Annotated in this window: 16 protein-coding genes and 1 pseudogene; 5 read left to right on the top strand and 12 right to left on the bottom strand. The window is 66.4% G+C overall.

Features of this window, described 5'->3' with window-relative positions; translation table 11 throughout:
- Positions 1 to 13 precede the first annotated feature (13 nt).
- The gene (locus WT53_RS19365; RefSeq protein WP_034206161.1) at positions 14 to 1,189 is read right to left on the bottom strand and encodes a porin; all 1,176 of its coding nucleotides are present in this window, start codon (positions 1,187 to 1,189) and stop codon (positions 14 to 16) included.
- A 330-nt stretch (positions 1,190 to 1,519) separates the two neighbouring features.
- Between WT53_RS19365 and WT53_RS19360 the strand changes: the two genes are divergently transcribed.
- Together WT53_RS19360 and WT53_RS33875 are read left to right on the top strand one after the other, a co-directional pair.
- Entirely contained in the window at positions 1,520 to 1,792 is a 273-nt protein-coding gene (locus WT53_RS19360; RefSeq protein WP_034204636.1) for a DUF4148 domain-containing protein, read from the top strand.
- Positions 1,793 to 1,859: 67 nt separating this feature from the next.
- On the top strand, positions 1,860 to 2,015 hold the full coding sequence (locus WT53_RS33875; protein WP_179949032.1) for a hypothetical protein: 156 nt from the start codon (positions 1,860 to 1,862) through the stop codon (positions 2,013 to 2,015).
- A 33-nt stretch (positions 2,016 to 2,048) separates the two neighbouring features.
- On the opposite strand, the gene WT53_RS19355 is transcribed toward WT53_RS33875, so the two are convergent.
- The 4 genes from WT53_RS19355 to WT53_RS19340 form a co-directional block, all read right to left on the bottom strand.
- A complete protein-coding gene (locus WT53_RS19355; RefSeq protein ID WP_034204635.1) occupies positions 2,049 to 2,732 on the bottom strand; it encodes a response regulator transcription factor in 684 nt (227 codons plus the stop codon).
- Between the two features lie 58 nt (positions 2,733 to 2,790).
- The gene (locus WT53_RS19350) at positions 2,791 to 4,209 is read right to left on the bottom strand and encodes a HAMP domain-containing sensor histidine kinase (protein WP_060261103.1); all 1,419 of its coding nucleotides are present in this window, start codon (positions 4,207 to 4,209) and stop codon (positions 2,791 to 2,793) included.
- Positions 4,202 to 4,879, bottom strand: coding sequence for a response regulator transcription factor (locus WT53_RS19345; RefSeq protein ID WP_034206160.1), 678 nt, complete (start codon positions 4,877 to 4,879; stop codon positions 4,202 to 4,204). Before WT53_RS19345 ends, WT53_RS19350 begins: the two co-directional genes overlap by 8 nt.
- A 361-nt stretch (positions 4,880 to 5,240) precedes the next feature.
- A complete protein-coding gene (locus tag WT53_RS19340; RefSeq protein ID WP_257127852.1) occupies positions 5,241 to 5,435 on the bottom strand; it encodes a hypothetical protein in 195 nt (64 codons plus the stop codon).
- 288 nt (positions 5,436 to 5,723) lie between these two features.
- Between WT53_RS19340 and WT53_RS19335 the strand changes: the two genes are divergently transcribed.
- The gene (locus WT53_RS19335) at positions 5,724 to 6,029 is read left to right on the top strand and encodes a DUF4148 domain-containing protein (protein WP_034204632.1); all 306 of its coding nucleotides are present in this window, start codon (positions 5,724 to 5,726) and stop codon (positions 6,027 to 6,029) included.
- A gap of 428 nt (positions 6,030 to 6,457) precedes the next feature.
- Complete coding sequence (locus tag WT53_RS19330; protein ID WP_034204631.1) at positions 6,458 to 7,627, top strand: porin; 1,170 nt, start codon at positions 6,458 to 6,460, stop codon at positions 7,625 to 7,627.
- 122 nt (positions 7,628 to 7,749) lie between these two features.
- Here WT53_RS19330 and amiE read toward each other — a convergent pair.
- The 7 genes and pseudogenes from amiE to WT53_RS19300 form a co-directional block, all read right to left on the bottom strand.
- Positions 7,750 to 7,908, bottom strand: a pseudogene (amiE, locus tag WT53_RS34435) (aliphatic amidase); the annotation flags it as partial.
- Between the two features lie 171 nt (positions 7,909 to 8,079).
- A complete protein-coding gene (locus WT53_RS19325) occupies positions 8,080 to 10,518 on the bottom strand; it encodes a dockerin (RefSeq protein WP_230624765.1) in 2,439 nt (812 codons plus the stop codon).
- Positions 10,475 to 12,748 (bottom strand): LamG-like jellyroll fold domain-containing protein, encoded by a 2,274-nt coding sequence (locus WT53_RS19320; RefSeq protein WP_034204629.1) that lies wholly within the window; start codon positions 12,746 to 12,748, stop codon positions 10,475 to 10,477. The genes WT53_RS19325 and WT53_RS19320 overlap by 44 nt, the downstream gene beginning before the upstream one ends.
- A gap of 411 nt (positions 12,749 to 13,159) precedes the next feature.
- Positions 13,160 to 14,350 carry a M20 aminoacylase family protein gene (locus WT53_RS19315; protein ID WP_034204628.1) on the bottom strand — a complete coding sequence of 397 codons (1,191 nt, stop codon included), beginning with the start codon at positions 14,348 to 14,350 and terminating at the stop codon, positions 13,160 to 13,162.
- A gap of 78 nt (positions 14,351 to 14,428) precedes the next feature.
- Complete coding sequence (locus tag WT53_RS19310) at positions 14,429 to 15,763, bottom strand: DUF3100 domain-containing protein (RefSeq protein WP_034204627.1); 1,335 nt, start codon at positions 15,761 to 15,763, stop codon at positions 14,429 to 14,431.
- A 48-nt stretch (positions 15,764 to 15,811) separates the two neighbouring features.
- Entirely contained in the window at positions 15,812 to 17,329 is a 1,518-nt protein-coding gene (locus WT53_RS19305; protein WP_034204626.1) for an aldehyde dehydrogenase, read from the bottom strand.
- Positions 17,330 to 17,383: 54 nt separating this feature from the next.
- Entirely contained in the window at positions 17,384 to 18,256 is an 873-nt protein-coding gene (locus WT53_RS19300; protein ID WP_034204625.1) for an NAD(P)-dependent oxidoreductase, read from the bottom strand.
- Between the two features lie 144 nt (positions 18,257 to 18,400).
- Here WT53_RS19300 and WT53_RS19295 point away from each other — a divergent pair, with 144 nt between their 5' ends.
- A complete protein-coding gene (locus WT53_RS19295) occupies positions 18,401 to 19,309 on the top strand; it encodes a LysR family transcriptional regulator (RefSeq protein WP_034204624.1) in 909 nt (302 codons plus the stop codon).
- Positions 19,310 to 19,432 lie beyond the last annotated feature (123 nt).

Below are 19,432 nucleotides of genomic sequence, written 5' to 3'. Positions count from 1 at the left end.
CCGGACTGGCGGCTCAGAACTTGTGACGGATGCCGGCTGCGACCACGGCCTGACGATCGTTGCCTGACGCTGCCAGGTTGAAGATCCCTGCGTTGCCGAGCACCGCGACGCCGTCGGCGCCTGTCACGCGCTGGTACACGCCTTCCAGATAGAGGTCGGTGCGGCGCGACAGCGCATAGTCGGCCTGCAGCATGAACTGGTTCCACTTCGGCGCGACGCTGCGGCCCGCATCGTCGAAGCGGCCCTGCGTGAACGTATAGGCGCCGCCCAGCGAGAAAGCCGGCGTGACGAAGTAGCGTCCGTTCAGTTCGTAGTTGCTGAAGGTCAGCAACTGGCCGTTCACACGGCCGTATGCGCCGCCCTGCGACAGCTCGCGCGGGTCGTTCAGGATCGTTCTGGTGTAGACCACGCCGATCGACGCATGGTCGAATGCATAGTGCGCGCCAGCGCCGAACGTGCGCCAGCGGCCGCCGGCCAGCATCGCGTCGCCATCCGAACTGCTCAACGAGCCGCCGGTGTTCTGCGGCGCGTTCACGCCGCCCGGCTGGTTCGACTGCAGGTACGCGACGGCGAGGTCGACCGGGCCGTTCGCATACTGCGCGCCGACGCTGTATGCGTTGTCGTTGCTGAACCCGCCGCCCTGATTGCTGAAGCCGTACGCGCCGCCGAACGTGAAGCCGCCGTAGTTCGCACTGCGGAACTTCACCGCGTTGTTCATCCGCGTGTCGTTGGCGAGGTTGTCGTTGTCGTACGGATGATCGGCGAGGTTGCCGCCGAATCCCGACCCCGTCGCCGACAGCGGCGCGACGAAGTCGACCAGGAAATCGTATTGGCGGCCGAGCGTGACCGTGCCCCACTGGCGGCTCGCGAGGCCGACCCACGCCTGGCGGCCGAATTCGTCGCCGCCGTTGCCGAGCTTGCCGTTCGCGACGTTGAAGCCGTTCTCGAGCGTGAACACGGCGGCCAGGCCGCCGCCGAGATCCTCGTTGCCGCGCAGCCCCCAGCGCGACGTGCTGACGTTGCCGCTCTGCAGGCCGTAGACGGGCCCCGCGCCCGCGGCCGATTTCTGGTTGCTGATGTAGTCCAGGCCCGCGTCGATCGTGCCGTACAGCGTCACGCTGCTCTGCGCATGCGCCGAACTCGCCAGCAGGCACGCGACGGCTGCCGGAATTGCCAGATATTTCTTCATGATGGTTTCGTTGGAGTGGATCGGTCTGCTCGCATCGCCGGCCCGCGCGACATGGCCGCTCGTGCGCGATGCGATGGCGCCCAATTTAGGCAGCGGGCATGACAGCGCCGTTATCGAAACGGCCCGAAAAATGAAACCTGCTTCATCTTGACGACATCCCGGTTTCACGTCCCCGCGAATGCGCGCCGGTGCATGAATTTCTTTTCACGTTGCGTATGCCGATCCGTTAACGCCCCTCCTCTATGCTCGTCCTCAACCCCGGCGCGATGCCGATATCGACACGCCGCGCCGCGGGGAGATGCCCAGTCGATCATCATGAGGACTCCAAACATGAAAACCACCAGCATCGTCGCCGCCGCCATGCTTGCGGCAATCGGCACGCTGTCCGCTCCCGCGTTTGCCCTGACCGGCAGCCAGCCGATCCCGATGTCGCCGGCCGCCACCAAGGACGGCGCGCCTGGCACTCAGGCCGCCGGCCAGTGGGTGCCGCCCTACGGCCAGCCGATCCACGAGAAGACCCGCGCCGAAGTCCATGCCGAGCTCGTGCAGGCCGAACAGGACGGGCAGCTCAAGTACCTGAACTCCACGCTCTATGCGCATTGACGGGTGCGACCGTGCGGCCGGGCGCTGCCCGGCGCACGCCGGCTGTCCCCCGAATTGCCCGCCATCCATGAAGCGGCTTCCCCTGCTCGCCCGTTCCGCCCGTCTCACGCTCGTCGCGCTTGCCGCCGGCGTCATGTTGTCCGCCTGTGCCGCCGCGCAGCCCGACGGCCCCGGCAATTGTGTCGGCCCGCCCGACTTCTGCGTGCCCTTCTTCGGCTCGTAAACGCACGACGGTCGCGCGGCCGACACCGCGCGCTCATGCGTCCGGCAGCGTCACCTGGTAGCCATAGCGGCTCACCGTATCGATGCGGACGTCGGGCAGATGCCGCGCGAGCTTACGGCGTAGTCGCGACACCACGAGATTGACGCTCGACGGATCGACATCCTCCTTGTCCTGCCATACATAGCGGATCAATTGGTCGCGCGGCACCGGCGCGTTCGGATGGCGCATCAGGCATTCGAGCAACAGGAATTCCCGGCGCGTCACGGCGAGGCGCAGCTTGCCGTCCTTGAGCTCGCGCGCGAGTGTCCCGACGGCGGACGCACCCGCGATCGAACGACCCGCATCGCGCGGCCCGGCCAGCCGCTGCAACGCCTCCAGGCGTTCGTGCAGCTCGATGAACGAATACGGTGCGCAGAAACACGCATCGGCGCCCGCGCGCAACATATGGATGCGTTCGCGCGCCGACGCCTCGCCGAACAGCACCACGAGCGCGGCGCCGCCGCTGTCGGCAACGAAACGCGGCAGCGTCCCGAGCAACGCGGCCTCGCCGCCGGGCTCGAACGCGGTCGCGACGATCGCGTCGAACGCCTCCTGCGACGCGAGGAACAGACCGTCGCGCGGATCGTCGGCGCGCTGCACGCTGTGCCCGCTTTCCTGCAGCGCCTTGTGCAGCCACGACGCTTCCGGATGCGGCGAAGTCACGAGCAGGATGCGCATCGTCAGCCGGCCTCGTGGCTGCAAAATGCGATCGCGTGCAGCGTCGTCCGGACGGCCATCATCCCAGCGACCTCGGCCAGCATTCGATCGTCACGCGCGTGCCGGGCGCGGCATCGCCGATCCGCAGCGTGAAATCGTGCACGTTGACGACCGTCGACACGATGCTCAGGCCGAGGCCGGCCCCGGCGAGATGCCCGGTGCGGCGGCTGCGGTACCGATACCGCAGTACCGCGTCGCGTTCGTCGGCTGCGATGCCCGGGCCGTTGTCGATCACGTCGATGCGCGGGCCGGACGGCGTGTCGTGAAGTTCCAGGCGCACCGTATCGCCCGCCGTCGTGTACTTGAGCGCGTTGTCGAGCAGGTTGCTCAGCGCCTCGAACAACAGCGCGCGGTCGCCGTGAATCCGCGCCACCGGCTCGACCGACTGCACGAAGTGGATCGCGCGGCTGTCCGCGAGCGGTTCGAACAACTGCCCGATGTCCACCACCAGATCCTCCAGCGACAGCTCCGCAAATCCGCCGCGCCGCTGCAACGAACCGATTTCGGCGATACGCAGCATCGCCCGGAAACGATCGAGCAACACGTCGGTCTCGTTGCGTGCACGCGAGACGAGACGCGCCAGCACGGCATCGTCGAACCGCTCCGCGCGCTGCGCCGCCTGCGCGAGCAGCGTGTGCACGTGTGCGAGCGGCGTCCGCAAGTCATGCGCGATGCCGTCGCAGACGCCCTTTACCTCGTTCATCAGCCGCTCGATCTCCTCGAGCATGTGATTGACGAGATGGGACAGCAGATCGATCTCGTCGTGTCCGCCCACCGGCAGCCGCTGGCCGAGATCGCCCTGCGCAATGCACTGGGTGATGTGCCGAACTTCCTTCAGACGCCGCATTTGCCGCACGCTGAGCATCAGGCCGCCCACGACGCCCGTGCCAAGACAGAGCGGCCCGCCGCCGACCAGCGCCTGGATGATCGCCGCGCGGATTCGCAGGATGTGCGTGAGGTCGCGTCCGAGCACCAGCACGTCGCCGTTTGCACGCCGCTCCGCCATCGTGCGGACGACCGGCGGCACCTGGTCTCCCGCGATCGGCATCGTGTGATCGAGCGTCACGCCGCTGCGGTTCGGCTGCAGGCCGGCGGGCAACGCCAGCACATCGCCGGCAATATGCGTGCCGTCCGCGGCGAAGAGCCCGTAGTAGTTGGTATGCATCCGCTCGTGCTCGATCCGGTGCAGGATCGCGGCAGCAAGCTGGTCGTCCCGTATCGAATCGAAATAGATCATCTGCCAATCGATCACCGTGTCGGTTTCCCGCTCCATGTCGTGCGTGATCACCGATGCGATGAAACCGAGCAGCAGCATGACCGACACGGAGAACGTGACGGCATAGACCGACACCAGCCGAAACGTACTCGAGTACCAGCGTCGCGCGGGTGCCGGCTGGACCTGATGGGCGGCGCACGCCGCGGTAGCCGGTTCAGCCAAGGCGATACCCCGCGCCGCGTACCGTCTGGATCATCTGCTTCGCATCGGGGGGATCGATCTTCTTGCGCAACCGGCCCATGTGCACTTCGATCAGGTTCGTGCCGGGATCGAAGTGATAGCCCCATACGGCCTCGAACAACATCGTCCGCGTAATGGTTTGCCCGGCATTGCGCATCATGTATTCGAGCACGCGATACTCGGTCGGCAACAGCACGATTTCCTCGCCGTCGCGGAACGCCTTGCGCGAGATCAGGTCGAGCTTGAGGGGGCCGACGACCAGCGTCGTGTCGAACGGAGCCGGCGCGGCCTGGCTCCGGCGCAGCAGCACCTCCAGGCGCGCGGCCATTTCCTCGGGGTCGAACGGCTTGGTCAGGTAGTCGTCGCCCCCCGCGCGCAGCCCGCGCACCCGTTCGTCGACATCGCCGAGCGCGCTCAGCATCAGCACGGGTGTGCGCACGCCGACGCTGCGCATCGTGGTCAGGATCGTGAGGCCATCGACGACCGGCAGCATCCGGTCGAGCGTGATCACGTCGAACTCGTTGCCGAGCGCGCGCGCCATCCCATCGCGCCCGTTCGCCACCCATTCGACCGTAAAGCCGCGCCCCTCCAGCTCCCTGACTATTTCGTTCGCGGTGATTTCGTCGTCCTCGATCGTTAGGACGTGCGCGATGGCCGTACGCTCCTCGGCCAGCGTGTCACGCGAGATGGGCTCGTGGCCCGGGGAAGCGGATGATGCCATGTACGATTCTCGTCTTCGTCGAAGGGACGTATGCGCGTCGATATCCGACGACCGAACGCGCTCGTGCAGAGCTTATGCGTGCACGCGTAAAAGATGCACATCGGCTTCGTGAAGAAAGTTTCATATCCGGCAGCATGGCGTCCAGGCCGTCTTCAATCCTGGCCGGTGCGCCGTCGCAACGGAGTCCGGGAACGACGCGGCATGCGGGCCCTTGCGACACGATGCCGTACCGCGACCATTCATGCGCACCGGCCGGCGCGACCGGCTGCGAACCGAGCGCCGCAACGCGCGATCAGCGCGGGTGAGATCGTGTGCCCGATCCGTCCGCACGATGCGACGCGAGATCGCGTGCGGCATCGATCGCGCGATCCGTCCGTTCGGCTTTCGCATGCGCGAGCGTCACGTCGGCGATCGCGAGCCCGGTTCCCTGCACCTTCGCGAACGCCGGCAGCGACGCATACATCAGCGCGACCAGTCCAGTCGTCATGACCGTCGATTTCATTGCATTACCCCAGTGTGTACCGCGCGGCGCACGGCGTCGATCGATTCGTCGCTCGACGATACGCCGCAGCGCCTAACCATCCGGAAACACGCACATGAAGGATTCTTTAGATTCCCATGCGGCAGCCGATGCACGGACGGAACCGTGCTTGCCTAAAACATCTTTCATCATCGCGCTGCCGTTTAGATAGTCCGCCGTGCCTAATCTTCGTCTCGCGGCCGACGCAGGCATCCTGCCGTACGGCCTCTACCCAACGCTATCCAGGAGCCGAAGATGAATCATCCCGTCCGTTACGTCGTCTGCGCCGCCATGCTCGCACTGAGCGTCTCCGCGCATGCCGAGACGACGCTCACGTCGGCGCAATGCCATGACTATCCGTTCGTGCATACGAAAGGCCCGGTCTCCCACCGGCAGCTCGTCAACGAACTGAACGAGCTGGAGTCCGTCGGTTACAACCCGTCGTCCGGCGACGAGAGCAGCTATCCGGACGACATCGATTCGGCACAGGCGCGCCTGATGCAGAAGTATCAGCACGATTGTGCCGGTGCAGCCAATACCGTCGCGTCGAACGGCAACTGAATCGTCTGCGGCACACGTTCTCCGAGTTTGCGCGCGAGCCTCGCGGCCGCGCGCGTTTTTTTGTTGATGCGACTCGATCGTCGACGGCACGCGCGACCGTTTCCTCGTGCGCTTTGCCCCGACATTCCGTTCCGATATGTCGACGTGTCACGCGAATAAAATCCTCATGTCAACCGGCGAAAAACGGAAAACGACACATCGCAAAGCGTTCGATACGCCAGACGACTCCAAAGCATCCCTATCTTTACGCGTGGCGCCCATCGCTGCACGAGACTTTCGAATACTGAAAGAGAGTCTTTCCATGCACGTTGCGGCGCCCGCTTTTCCTCCGCCTACACTGCCTCGTCCGCCGAGATCGCATTTCGGGACGACATCGAGGTCAGCGCCATCCGGCGCCGACTACCCAACCACACCATCAGGGCAACGAAATGAAACGTCGATCGATGAAACCGTGCTGGTTCGCATTCGCGCCGGCACTCCTGCTCGCCGGTGCGGCGCATGCCCAGCAGAGCATCACGCTGTACGGGCTGATAGACGAAGGGCTCAACTTCACGAGCAACGCAGGCGGCCATCGCGCATGGCAGATGTCGAGCGGAGACACGTTCGGCAGCCGATGGGGCTTGAAAGGCAGTGAAGACCTGGGCGGCGGCGACAAGGCCATCTTTCAGCTCGAAAACGGCTTCAACGTGAACAGCGGCAAGCTCGGTCAGGACTCGAGCATGTTCGGCCGCCAGGCGTTCGTGGGCCTGTCGTCTTCACGGTATGGCACGCTCACGCTCGGACGCCAGTACGACACCAGCGTCGACGCGCTCGGCTTCGGCGGTATCACGGCGGCCGGCAACTGGGCGGGCGACATCGCTACCCACCCGTTCGACAACGACAATACGGACTGGGATTTCCGCGTCGACAATGCCGTCAAATATGTCACTCCGACATACCGCGGACTCACGGCGGAAGCGATGTACGGCTTAAGCAACCAGCCCGGCGGATTCTCGGACAATCGCGTCTGGGGCGCCACGCTGAACTACCAGAGCGGCAACCTGACCGCGGCGGCGTCCTACCTGAAGCTCGACAATCCGGGGCTCGCCGCGGGTGGCGCGGTCAACGGTGGCGATCTCTTCAACGGGTCGTCCCAGCAGGACATCGGCGTAGCGGCTTCCTACCAGTTTACCCACGTACTCGTCGGCGCCGCGTGGTCCCATGTCGATGTCTACAACCCCACCGGCAATGCATGGATCGACGATTCCACCCTGCAGAACGGCGCGACGTGGAATGCGTGGAAATTCGACAACTTCGAACTCAATGCTCAGTACTACTTCACTCACGACCTATGGCTGGGCGCGTCCTACACGTTCACCATCGCGCATCTGTACACGTCCGACACGAAATATGTCCCCAAGTGGCACCAGATCGGCATGATGCTCGACTATGACCTGAGCAAGCGCACTTCGCTGTATCTGCAAGGTGCGTGGCAGCATGTCGTCAGCGCTCGTACCGGCACCGGCTTTGACGAAGCACAGATCGTGGACGCATCGGCTGGCGCGTCGTCCGGGCCGAACCAGATGGTTTATCGCATCGGCATGTTGCATCGCTTCTAGCCCGCGAGACGCCCGCACCGGAACCCGCTCGGCGCGGCTTCGGTGCGGGCGCCGGCATGTCGATCGGCATTCGATGTGAATCATCGTCATGAATGCGCTCGATTACACGCGGGCACACGTGCTCAGTCCTCGTGCGGGATGCCTTCGATCGGACACGCCGGCGTGCCGGGCGTAGCGCGCGTCAGCGCTTCGACACGGCGACGCGTGCGCATCGCCGGCCCGGCGTCTGCGTCGCATGAATGCCCGGCGGGAACTACCCGATGTCCATCACTGCCTTGCCCGACTGGCGGCGCTCGTCGAGCGCGGCATGCGCTTCTTCGGACGTGCGGCCGATGTTGCGCTGCTCGGATCGGACCCGCTGACAAGGACGAGATCCTCGTCCGTGTCGCCAATCAACCACGCGTTCCGTCCGGTTGCAAACCGCAACCGGACGGTCGACACGCCGATCGCCCTCAATTGCTGAAGATCAGACCGCGAGCGGCGCCATTGACGTAAATCCGGCCGTATGTGTTCCAGTCGCCGGCCATCACGCCGGAGTCGCCGAATTGGTGCGCGTCGTCGTTGAAGCGCGCCCACGTTGCGCCGCCGTCGTCGGAATGGTAAATGCCCCAGACGCCGTTCACCGTGCCTTCCACGTAGACCGCGGCCGAGTACGGCGACCCGGTCGGCGCCTTGCCCAACGCGATCACGGTGGCGCCCGGCGTGCCGTTGACCGACGCAAAGGCGCCGAGCTTCGCCCAGGTCGCCCCCGAGTCCACCGAGTGGTACACGGCGGTGCCGTCGGCCAGCCAAAGATCGCCCTCCGCATTCGGATTGACCGCCATCGACGTATCCCGCCACGCATTCCACGCCAGATTCGCGTTCACCGAGCCCTGGCTCAGCGTGAACGTATGGCCGCCGTCGTTCGACACGTAGATCTTGCCGCGCTGCCAGCTCCACGACGCACCGCCCGAATCGTACGCATAGACCTTGTTCGGGTTCTGGCGGTCCGCGGCCAGCCGATAGGCACGCGGGAAGCCGTTCCAGGTGGCGCCGAACGCCGGCAGGTTGGTCGCCGTCCAGCTGGCGCCATTGTCGGTGGTGTACGACGGCACCGAGTCCGGCGGTGCCCAGGTCACGTTGTTGCGGGACGAGACCGCCAGGTTGCCCACGTTGCTCTGACTTGCCGCGGCGCCGTTGGGCAGCGACGCGAACGTCGCCCAGCTATTGCCGCCGTCGCCCGACCAGAAGCCCTTGGTGGCATGGCCGTTGGCGTTGTCGACGCCCGCGGCGGCGATGTACGTTGGATCGGACCACGACATATCGGCCGAATTGCCGCTGCTCCACGTGTTCAACGGGCCTTTCGTCGGCCTCGTCGACAGGTCCGTATTGACCCACGTGCCGATGTCGCCGGCGCTGTTGATGAAGTTGTACGACGCGCCGGGCGGCGCCGTGACGAGCGCGAGCGTCACGGTTTCCTCGAGGTTGTCGACCTTGGGGCTCCAGGTCGGCGTGGGCGACGACGCGTTCATGGTTTCACAGATACCGCCGCCGTGGACGTGCATGACGTGATCGCGATTGGCGGGGTCGATGGCGACGCTTTCCACCCAGCCGGCACAGCCATCCGACGCAGTGCCCGTATGCGGCATGCCGGCCTCGATTTCGCGCCACGTGCTGCCGCCGTCGTCGGACAGCTGGATGGTCTTGCTGGTGTCGCTCCAGCCGGTCATGCCCAGTGCGATTCGGGCGGACGAGCCCAGACCGGAGACGGACAGGCCGCCAAACCCGTTGCTGCTGGAACGGTTGAGCAGCGTCCAGTTGCCGTCGTTGCTGCCGCCGAACTTGTAGAGATAGCTCGGTCCGCCGATGCCCTGGCCGACGCCCGCGTTGAACACCGCGTAGAAGTTGCCGTCGGACGTGCGCACGACGTGCGGGATGTAGTAGCCGGACACCGTCGGCGGGACGGGCACCGGGGTCCACGAGAAGCCGCCGTTGGTGGACTTGTACAGCGTCGACGTCAGGCCCGCCGCGTTGGCGTAGTCCGGGGCGACGGTGGCCCACATGATCCAGGTCGGCTGACCGCTACCCTTGCCCGACGTATCGAAGATCACCTGTTCGACGCCGATCGGGGAATTGCCGCCGCCGATCGTGGTGGAGGACAGACCCGTGACCTGCGCCCACGTGCGGCCCGAATCGGTACTCTTCCACAGGCCGGCCGTGCGCGATCCATAGAACAGCGTCGACGGATGGTTGGGGTCCACCTGCAGGCGCTCGCCGGTGGCCCGGCCGTTGTCGTTGCCGCCCACCGGGAACGGCAGATCGTAGTGCGTCCAGCTGTTGCCACGATCGCTGGAGATGTAGATGCGGCCGTTGTGACCCTGCGTCACGGTAACGCCGGCCATCATGTAGACGAGCTGATCGTCGTTCGGGTCGAGCGCGAGGCTTTCGATGCCGTGGAAATCACCCTCCCCTGCGCCGAAACCAATGCCGTCGGTGATAGGCGTCCACGTCGAGCTGGTCGCATTCCAGCGGTATGCGCCGCCGACGTCGGTGCGTGCGTACAGCAGGCTCGCGTTGGTCGGATGATAGATCAGGCCGGTGACGTAGCCGCCCCCGCCCCACTTGACGCTGGTCCAGCTGGCCGCCGGCTGATTGCTGCCGCTGCCGATTCCGCCGATCTGGCCGCGATTGGCGGCTACATTGGCGCCCAGATTGGTCACGCCCGTCGCGCTATCGGATCCGTCACCGCAGCCCCATAACGTACACGCCATCGCCGCAGCGGCAATCCATCGCCGAGAAAACATAGTCATCCGAAAAGTCCTTGAAGGAAGAGGTCCATCGCAGGGCCCGCCACCGGGCCCCGCGCAATCAATTCGCCATGAGCGATGCAATCTGCGCAGCGTCGAGCGCACCGCGATAGATGCGGAAATCGTCGATCAGGCCGTTGAACGTGGCGTCGGCACTGTATTGCGATTTGCCCAGCCAGTTCTGCGTGGTACCGCCAAGGCGGAACGGCGCCTGGAACATCGCCGTGTTGGTGCTGACGGGCGTGCCGTCCACGTAGATCGTGCCGGTCGACCCCGAGAGCGTGACGGCCACATGCACCCATCGCTTGCTCGGCAACTCGGCGGGGGCGTCGATGATCTGTTCCGGAGGGCCGTCGCCGGGGCCGTTGGCCGTCATCGCGAAGCGCATGCCGGCCCAGCCGTTGCGCGACTGCCCGCGTGGCGTGAACATCATGTAGCGGTGGAAGCCCGTGCCGAAGTCGAACAGGCGTGCCCACGTCTGCGAGCCGTTCCAGAACACCCAGCTGGCGATGGTGAAGTCCGACACATCGGTCAGCACATCGTCGGGCAACGCCACATACGCGCCCGAGCCATTGAGCGAGACCGCGTTGCCGTTGCGCCCCGCTGCCCACGTTGCGCCGTTGAGCGTGCCGTTGCGCCCGTTGCCCGAACGATCGGCGGCCGTGGCGCCGCTGCCTTCATCGAAGGTGAGGTGCGCAAGCAGTTGCTGCGCCGTGATCACTTTCACTTCGTTGGAGTGCGCCGATTCGCCCGCAATCGTTTGCGCTGTCACGACATAAAAATACGTACCGGCACCGGCTGGCATGTCGGTATAGGTCAGCAGATCGGTGATCCCGCTCTGGATGGTGCTGTACGGTCCACCGGCAATGGTCGCGCGCTTGACGTTGTAGCTCGTGGCATCGCTGCTGCCCCACCACGACAGCACCACCTTGCCCGCGCTGGCGTAGCCGGTCAGGCCGGTCGGCGTGGCGGCAGCGGGGCCGGGGTCGAGCGTGCAGGTGAGCGTGCCGTAGCCGAGCTGGTCGAAGCCGCCGCTGTTGGGGCCGTAGTTGCCGCCGCCGCCTTCCGGCGCCACGAGTTCGGCTGCGCGCTTGGTGTAAGGCGCCGCCAGGCCTTTGCGGTTGATGTAATGGTTGGCCACCAGCGCCCAGCAGGGCCGCCCCAGCGCGCCGCCTTGCCCGCCGGCGGCGAACTGCGTCTGGATGACGCCGGCGCTGTTCTGGTACGTGACGAAAGGCACCGTGTAGAACGCGCCGTCTGCCTGCTTCAGGTTGGCCTTGGCCACGTATTCGGCGCCCGCCAGAAAGCGGTTGTTGTCGTAGCCGTACAGGTCGATGCCCTGATTCCACGCCATTTCGCAAATGGCACCCGTCAATGCAATGCCCAGCACACTGTGCCCCTGGTCCCGGCCGGCTTCCTGCCATTGCCCGAGGTTGCCGGGGTGCATGTAGTACACGGCTTGCCGGATACAGCCGTTACTGCCGCCGGTCTTGAAATGGGTGACGGCCTCGTCGACGAGCCCGGCATCGTCGCACAGCACGCCGATGGCCAGGACGCACGCGACGTTGGCCAGTCCCCAGTTGGCCCAGTAGTGCGTGTCCATCGCGGTATCGATACGGGTCAGGAAAGCATGGCTGACCGGGTAGAAGACATTGCGCATCATCGCCTGAAACGCGGCGAGGCCGGCCGGGCTCCAGCCGCTGTAGCTGCGCATGATTTCGGCTACGTTGGCGAACTCGTAGCCATAGATGCCGGCAGCGAGTGCCACGTCGCTGCCGCCGAGCGTCGTCAGCGTCGAGGCCCATCGGTCCAGATACGCCACTGCCTTGTCGGCGTAGCGCTTGTCGTCCGACACCTTCCAGCGCAGCGCGTCGCCGTAAGCGGCGGCGATGTCGTTGTAGAGGGCGCCGTAGTTCTGACCATGCGTCGGATCGTTGCCGCGATAGATGCCGACCTGCGGGTTAGGGTTGTTCGTCAGGCGCGTGTGACCGTTGGCAACGAGCACGTTCCAGCTGTCGATCCACGGGGAAGCTTGCGCGCCGACTTTCGCGCGCATGCGTTCGAAATCCGCCTCGGTATGCAGCAAGCCAGGATGCACGAAGGTGCGGGTTTGGGCAGTGCCTGCCGACTTCGCACCTGCGTCGATACCGTCCGAAGCCGGGGCCACTGCGGACGCTTGGCCGCCGTTGTTCGCCGATGCACGCTCACCGCCTGTCGCCGCGTTCCCGCCGTCGCCGCCGCATCCGGCCAGAAGCGTTGCACCGAGCCCCATCACGAAATGGCGTCGTGCAACATTGTCGATGTCGCCGAGTGCGACGATTTCCTCGGACAGCATCGTCGATGCTCCTTTGTCTCGCATGTCTGGATCCCCTGTTTTTAGCTTTCGTCAACGCGATAAAATGTACTATCCGTTCCGTATTCATCAGGAACGGGGTGCATTCTATCCAGTGAGATAGGGATCCAATCAAGCGGAAAATAACAAATTCACCGATGACACGCACTTGTCACATCGATGATGCAGGGATCGAGAAATGCGCGAAGCGGTCGGGTACAGCCGCAGAACCGAGCAAAGGTCGTCATCGTTTGCGAAGTACGAATGTCGCTTCATCGGCCAACACCGACGCGAAACCTGAAAACTTCCACGGAATCCAGTCCATTTCCATTCGTGCTACGAAATAAAATCGTCACTGGCCATGATGTCGCGAAAAGCGGCGTCAATTCCCCCTGCAGCGCCGGCACCGCCTCCCTACCGCCCCAACACCCGCTCCACCAACCTCACGAAATAACTCGCCCCCACCGGCAGCAACGCATCGTTGAAGTCGTAACTGGCGTTGTGCAGCAGGCAAGGCCCGCCGCCATGCCCATGCAAACGATGATCTCCCGCGCCATTCCCGAGAAACGCATAACAACCCGGCTTCTCGCGCAGCATGAACGAGAAATCCTCCGCCGCCATGGTCGGATCGACGGCTGCGTTCACATGCGCGTCGCCCACCAGCTCACGCATCACCGCCACCGCCACCGCAGTCTGCTCGGCGTCGTTCACGGTGGCCGGATACTGGCGCTGGAAATCCACCTCGCTCTCGCAATCGAAGGCTGCGGCCGTCGCGGCCACCACGGCGCGCATGCGCGTCTCGATCAGGTCGAGCGTCGCATCGGAGAAAGTCCGCACCGTGCCGCCGAGCCACGCATCGGTCGGCACCACGTTCATCGCCTCGCCCGCATGCACCTGCGTGACCGACAGCACCGCGCCGTCGATCGGATTTCGGTTGCGCGTGACGATCCCCTGCAGCGCATTCAGCACCTGGCCCGCCGCGAACACCGGATCGCGGCCCAGGTGCGGCATGGCCGCGTGGCAGCCGGCACCGCGCAAGTCGATCCGGAACAGGCTGGTCGAGGCCATCAGCGGCCCCGGCCGCACCGCGAAATCGCCGGCCGCGATGCCGGGCCAGTTGTGCAACCCGAACACGGCATCCACCGGGAAACGCTTGAACAGGCCGTCGTCGATCATCGCGCGCGCGCCGCCGCCCGCTTCCTCGGCCGGCTGGAAGAACAACTGCACGGTGCCGTCGAACTCGCCATGCCGCGCCAGATGGCGCGCGGCCCCCAGCAGCATGGCGGTGTGGCCGTCGTGGCCGCACGCATGCATCGCGCCGGGCACCGTCGAACGATGCGCGAAGGTGTTGGCCTCCTGCACGGGCAGCGCATCCATGTCGGCGCGCAGGCCGATCGCGCGCGGGCCGCTGCCGCGCTTCAAGGTGCCGACCACGCCGGTGCGGCCGACGCCGCGCGTGACGGCATAACCCCATTGCTCGAGCCGCCCGGCAACGAGTTCGGCAGTGCGGAGCACGTCGAAGCCCACCTCGGGATGGGCGTGAATATCGCGGCGGATCGCCGTCAGTTCGTCTGCGTGCGCGACGATGGAATCGATCAGTTTCATGCGGAGGGAAGCGCTTTTGTCGTCGTCGCGATACGGCGGCGGGCCGGTCCATGCCGGTCGCCGCCGCGCCGCGAGGCATCAGATATGGAACAGTTGCGCCACCAGGGTCGCGCCGATGAAGGTACCGGCATTGGCCACGAAGGACACCAGCACGATGCGCCAGCCGAGCCGACGGAACGCCGGGATGTCCTTGGCGATCGACAGCCCCGCGAATACCAGCATCGGCGTGGTCACCCCGAGGAAATCGTTGTGCGAGCTGAGCGCGGCGATCTGCGAAGCCCACGGGCACCACGGCGAGGTCAGGGACATCGCCACCACCGATACCCAGCAGACCGCCGGAATCCGTCGCCCCGTCACACGCGCCAGCGCATCGCCGACGATCGTCGCGCACACCATGATCGCGATTCCCGGCAGTCCCGCGAGCGGCGTGGTGCCGTGGGCGATCCAGTCGCACACCAGCGCCATCGCGGCCGTCACGATCCAGGCCAGCAGCTTGCCGCCGTAGCCGAGCGCCGGCGCCTCGGTCCGCACGTCGCCCAGCGACGGGCTGGCCGCCTCGGGCTGCGCCGAGGCCTTGGTGGTGCGGCCGATCAGCGGCTCCAGCACGCGATAGCCCCAGACCGCGAGCGGCAGCGAGATGAAAAGCGTGAAGTAGGTACCGATGGTGGTGGTGATCAGGTTGCTGGCCGCGGCGAACGCGAGCACCGATTTCGCCGTCTCCGGGTCCTGCTGCGCGGCGATCGCGCCCGAGGCGGCCGCCATCATGCTGCCCGAGCCGACGCCGGAGCCCATCGCCAGCGCGAGCGGATCGAAGATGCCGAGGCTGCTCACGAAACCCGCGAACACGGCGATGAACACTGCACCGAACACGGTGCCGGTCAGGTACTCGGCCAGCACGCCGCGGCCCTCGGCCGAATCCATGCCGTACTTCTCGCCGATGATCGCCAGGCTCGGCTCGCGGCCCACCGAGAAGGTCGCGCCGATCGCCTCGCGTTTGATGCCGAGCAGCAACGCGAGCGGCAGGCCGAGCAGGATGGTGCCGACGAAGTGGCCGAATTCCTGGAAGGCCAGCGCCCAGCCCGCCGACGCCAGCTTGGGCAGCGCGCTGCCCACCATCAGCCCGAGCTTGGAGACGAACAGCAGCAGCGCCGGCTGCAGGATCGCGGCCGCGAAGAATTGGTCGGGCACGCTCAGGCGCGCACTGCCGTTCCAGCGCGCGCTGGCCAGCCCTACCGCCGCGCCGAGCAGCAGCGCCCAGATCATCGGCAGCAGCACGACCTTGCCCGGCCCGAGCTTGAACGTGAACGAGCCGATCCATTCGGCGACCAGCAGGATGCCGGCCGCGTATAGCAGAACCTTGGCGGTGGCCGCGCCGCCCAGTTCGCGCCGCTCGATACCCAGTGCGTGTTCCATGACGAGTCTCCCCTTGAAGCCCGGCTGCCGTCGAATGCGGGCCGGTGGTTACAGATAACCGAACGCGGTGGGCGGCGCTTCGGCCGTCTCGACCCACACGCTCTTGGTCTGCGTGTATTCGTACAGCGCCTCGACCCCGCTCGAGCGGCCGTAGCCGCTCATGCCGTAGCCGCCGAACGGCGATGCCACGTTGATGGTCTTGTAACCGTTGACCCAGAAGGTGCCGGCCTTCACCTGCGCGGCCACACGATGCGCGCGCGCCACGTCGGTGGTCCACGCCGCGCCGGCCAGGCCGAAGTCGGTGTCGTTGGCGATCGCGATCGCCTCATCCTCGGTGTCGAACGGAATGGCGGCCACCACCGGCCCGAAGATCTCGGTGCGCGCCACATCCATCGCGTTCGACACGCCGGCCAGCACGGTGGGCGCCACGAAGTAGCCGCCGCTGCCCTCCGCGACGCGCCCGGGCGAGCCGCTGGCGAGCGTGGCGCCCGCCGCCACGCCGCTCTCGATCATCGACATCACGTGGTCGTACTGCTTGCGATTGTTGATCGGGCCCACCTCGGTCGCCTCGTCGAGCGGCGCGCCGACACGGATCTTCTTCGCCCCGGCCGCCACCATCGCGACGAACTCGTCGTAGACGGCGCGCTGCACCAGCAGACGCGAGCCGGCCACGCAGCTCTGGCCCGCGCCGGCGAAGATCGCCGCCTGGGCAGTCAGCGCGGCGCGCTTGAGGTCGGCATCGGCGAACACGATATTGGCCGACTTGCCGCCCAACTCCAGCACGCACGGCAGCACGCGGCGCGCGGCGGCCTCGGCGATGCGCGCGCCGGTGGCCGGCGAACCGACGAACACCACCTTGCCGACCACGCGATGCGCGATCGCGGCCTGCCCGGCGGTGTGACCGAAACCGGCCAGCACGTTGACCAGGCCGCGCGGCAGCCCGGCCCGCTCGCCGAGCCTGGCGACCGCCAGCGACGTGAAGGGCGTCAGTTCCGAGGGCTTGAGCAGCACGCCGTTGCCCATCGCCACCGCGGGCGCCACCTGCCAGCCGCAGGTAAACACCGGCGCGTTCCAGGGCGTGATCTGCAGCACCACGCCGGCCGGCTCGCGGCGCGTGTAATTGAGGTGCGAGGTCGGCACCGGGATCACGCTGCCGTAGAACTTGTCGGTCCAGCCCGCGTAGTACTCGAACATCTCGGCGACCTTGCCCACCTCGCCCCGGCAGTCGCGGATCGGCTTGCCCGAGCCCAGCGCCTCCAGCCGCGCGATCGCCTCGGCCTCGGCGCGGATCGCGCGCGCCACCTCCTGCATCACGCGACCGCGCGCGGCATGCGTGAGCGCCCACCATTCGCGCTGCGCGCGGCGCGCGCTTTCGGCCGCGTGGTCGATCGCGGCTGCGCCGGCGTCGCGATAGGCGAGCGTGGCCTCGCCCGTCGCCGCATCGTAAAGCTGGATCGTGTCGCCCCGGCCGGCGACGAGCTCGCCGTCGACATATGAGCCGATCGTGGCGGCACCGGGGAAGAAATGCGCGAAGGCGGCAAGCAACTGGTCTGCGTGCTGGGTCATGTCAGGTGTCCGTGTATGTGAGTCGAGCGGGATCGCGGCGCGGGCTGCCGGGCCTCACGCCGGGTCGAGGAAGTCGACGATGCGGTTGAAGTCCTCGCCGTCGGCGACGGATCCCTCGCTGGCGGCCCACACGCGCGCCGCCTCGCGCGCCACCGGCGCGACGCTGTCGAACTGGTCGAGCAGGCCCAGCGCGAGCCGCACGTCCTTGCGCATCAACTTCATCGTGAAACCGGAATCGAACTTGCCGTTGAAGATCCAGGTCGGGTAGTTCGTCAGCGTCGCGCTGTTGCGGCCGGAGCCGCCGTTGAGCGCCTCGACCAGCTTTTCCGGATCGACGCCGGCCGCGCGCGCGGTGCGCACCGCCTCGCTGGCGGCCAGCAGGTGCACGCCGGTCAGCAGGTTGTTGAGCAGCTTGGTGACGTGACCGGCGCCCACCGGGCCCACATGAACGCGCTTGGCGCTGATCGTCGCGAGAATCGGCTCGATGGCGGCGATATCGCTGTCCGAGCCGCCGAGCACCATGGTCATGGTGGCGGTAGCCGCGCCTTTCGGGCCGCCGCTCACCGGGCCGTCGACGAACCCAATGCCGCGCTCGGCCAGGGCCGCCGCCACGCGCCGCGTGCTGTCCGGATCGGCCGTGGTGGTGTCGATCACGATGGTGCCCGGTTTCGCGTGCTCGAGCACGCCGCCCGCGCCCAGCACCACCGCCTCGACCACCGCCGAGGTCGGCAGCGACAGCAGCAGCACGTCGGCGTCGCGCGCGATCTCGGCCACCGAATCGCGCGCCGACAGCACCGCCTGTTCGGCCAGCGCGAGCGCCACGCCGGGCGTCGCGTCATAGCCGAGCACCGTGTAGTCGCCGCGCCGCAGCGAACCCGCCATGCCGCGCCCCATGTTGCCCAGACCGATCACGCCCACCGTTTTCATCCGACGACTCCCGATAGCTGTTGGTTCGAGGCCGGCGCGCCAGCTTGCGCCTACCCTGCATGGCTACGATGTTCGGTCCGGCGATCCGTATAATCAATCAACGCCAATATTGAGATTGTTCTCTTTTTTAGAACGCCAGGATCCATGAGCGATACCCTCACCGACAGTCGGATCGTCTATTTCTACGAGGCCGTGCGTTGCGGCACGATCCGCGCCGCGGCCGACTGGCTCGACGTGGCGCCCTCGGCCGTGAGCCGCCAGATCGGGCTGCTGGAGAAGGAGCTCGACGCCACGCTGATGGAGCGCCACGCGCGCGGCGTGACGCCCACCGAGGCGGGACGCTGCGTGATCGAGTATTTCCGCGAGCAGCTCGCGCACCGCGACGACCTGATCTCGCGTCTGCAGGAGCTGCGCGGGCTCAAGACCGGCCAGGTCAGCCTGGTGCTCGGCGAGGGCTTTGTCTCGGATCTACTGGCCGGGCCAATGCAGCAGTTCTGCCGGCAGTTCCCCGGGATCCGCGTCAACCTCGACGTGGGCAGCACCAACGACGTGATCCGCAAGATCTCGAACGACGAGGGCGAGATCGGCCTGGTGTACAACCCGCCCGCCGAGCCCAAGCTGGTGTCGCGCGCGTCGAAGCGGCAGCCGATGATGGCGATCGTCGGCCCCGATTTCCCGCGCCGCAGCCACAAGGTGCTGACGGTGCAGCAGCTCGCCACCTACCCGCTGGCGGCCACTCACCCGTCGTACGGCACACGACAGATGATGGAGGCCGTGGAATACGCCGAGCGCGTGCGGCTCGCGCCGATCATCACCACCAATTCGTTCGCGATCCTGAAGGAGTTCGTGAAATCGGGGCTCGGCATCTCGGTGATGCCAGCCTTCGCGGTGACCGCCGAACTGCAGGCCAAGGAGCTGTTCGCGATCGAGATCGCGCATCCGATTCTCGAGAACGCCGAGGCGCACATGGTCACGCGCGTGGGCCGCAAGCTTTCGGTTGCCGCCAACAAGATGCTGCAGATGATGACGGGGCAGATGCGGGCGTTCCGGTAGGGGGTTCTGGCCCGACTCGTGATTCTGCCTGCGACGCGAGGCTTCGGTCAGCGGCCTGCAACGGTCATCGAAGAAAAGAGAACGCTGCACGCCCGTGCCCTCATGGGCACATAACCAGAGCCA

Origin of the sequence: Burkholderia sp. MSMB2157WGS (genome assembly GCF_001532755.1) — a bacterium.
In the GTDB taxonomy this organism is placed as follows: domain Bacteria; phylum Pseudomonadota; class Gammaproteobacteria; order Burkholderiales; family Burkholderiaceae; genus Burkholderia.
This window is presented reverse-complemented; position numbering and strand designations above follow the sequence as displayed.

What these genes read in the sequence shown, in the direction of transcription:
- WT53_RS19365 (WP_034206161.1), bottom strand. Translation starts at nt 1,189, where the DNA reads ATGAAGAAATATCTGGCAATTCCGGCAGCCGTCGCGTGCCTGCTGGCG.
- WT53_RS19360 (WP_034204636.1), top strand. Translation starts at nt 1,520, where the DNA reads ATGAAAACCACCAGCATCGTCGCCGCCGCCATGCTTGCGGCAATCGGC.
- WT53_RS33875 (WP_179949032.1), top strand. Translation starts at nt 1,860, where the DNA reads ATGAAGCGGCTTCCCCTGCTCGCCCGTTCCGCCCGTCTCACGCTCGTC.
- WT53_RS19355 (WP_034204635.1), bottom strand. Translation starts at nt 2,732, where the DNA reads ATGCGCATCCTGCTCGTGACTTCGCCGCATCCGGAAGCGTCGTGGCTG.
- WT53_RS19340 (WP_257127852.1), bottom strand. Translation starts at nt 5,435, where the DNA reads ATGACGACTGGACTGGTCGCGCTGATGTATGCGTCGCTGCCGGCGTTC.
- WT53_RS19335 (WP_034204632.1), top strand. Translation starts at nt 5,724, where the DNA reads ATGAATCATCCCGTCCGTTACGTCGTCTGCGCCGCCATGCTCGCACTG.
- WT53_RS19330 (WP_034204631.1), top strand. Translation starts at nt 6,458, where the DNA reads ATGAAACGTCGATCGATGAAACCGTGCTGGTTCGCATTCGCGCCGGCA.
- WT53_RS19320 (WP_034204629.1), bottom strand. Translation starts at nt 12,748, where the DNA reads ATGCTGTCCGAGGAAATCGTCGCACTCGGCGACATCGACAATGTTGCA.
- WT53_RS19315 (WP_034204628.1), bottom strand. Translation starts at nt 14,350, where the DNA reads ATGAAACTGATCGATTCCATCGTCGCGCACGCAGACGAACTGACGGCG.
- WT53_RS19310 (WP_034204627.1), bottom strand. Translation starts at nt 15,763, where the DNA reads ATGGAACACGCACTGGGTATCGAGCGGCGCGAACTGGGCGGCGCGGCC.
- WT53_RS19305 (WP_034204626.1), bottom strand. Translation starts at nt 17,329, where the DNA reads ATGACCCAGCACGCAGACCAGTTGCTTGCCGCCTTCGCGCATTTCTTC.
- WT53_RS19300 (WP_034204625.1), bottom strand. Translation starts at nt 18,256, where the DNA reads ATGAAAACGGTGGGCGTGATCGGTCTGGGCAACATGGGGCGCGGCATG.
- WT53_RS19295 (WP_034204624.1), top strand. Translation starts at nt 18,401, where the DNA reads ATGAGCGATACCCTCACCGACAGTCGGATCGTCTATTTCTACGAGGCC.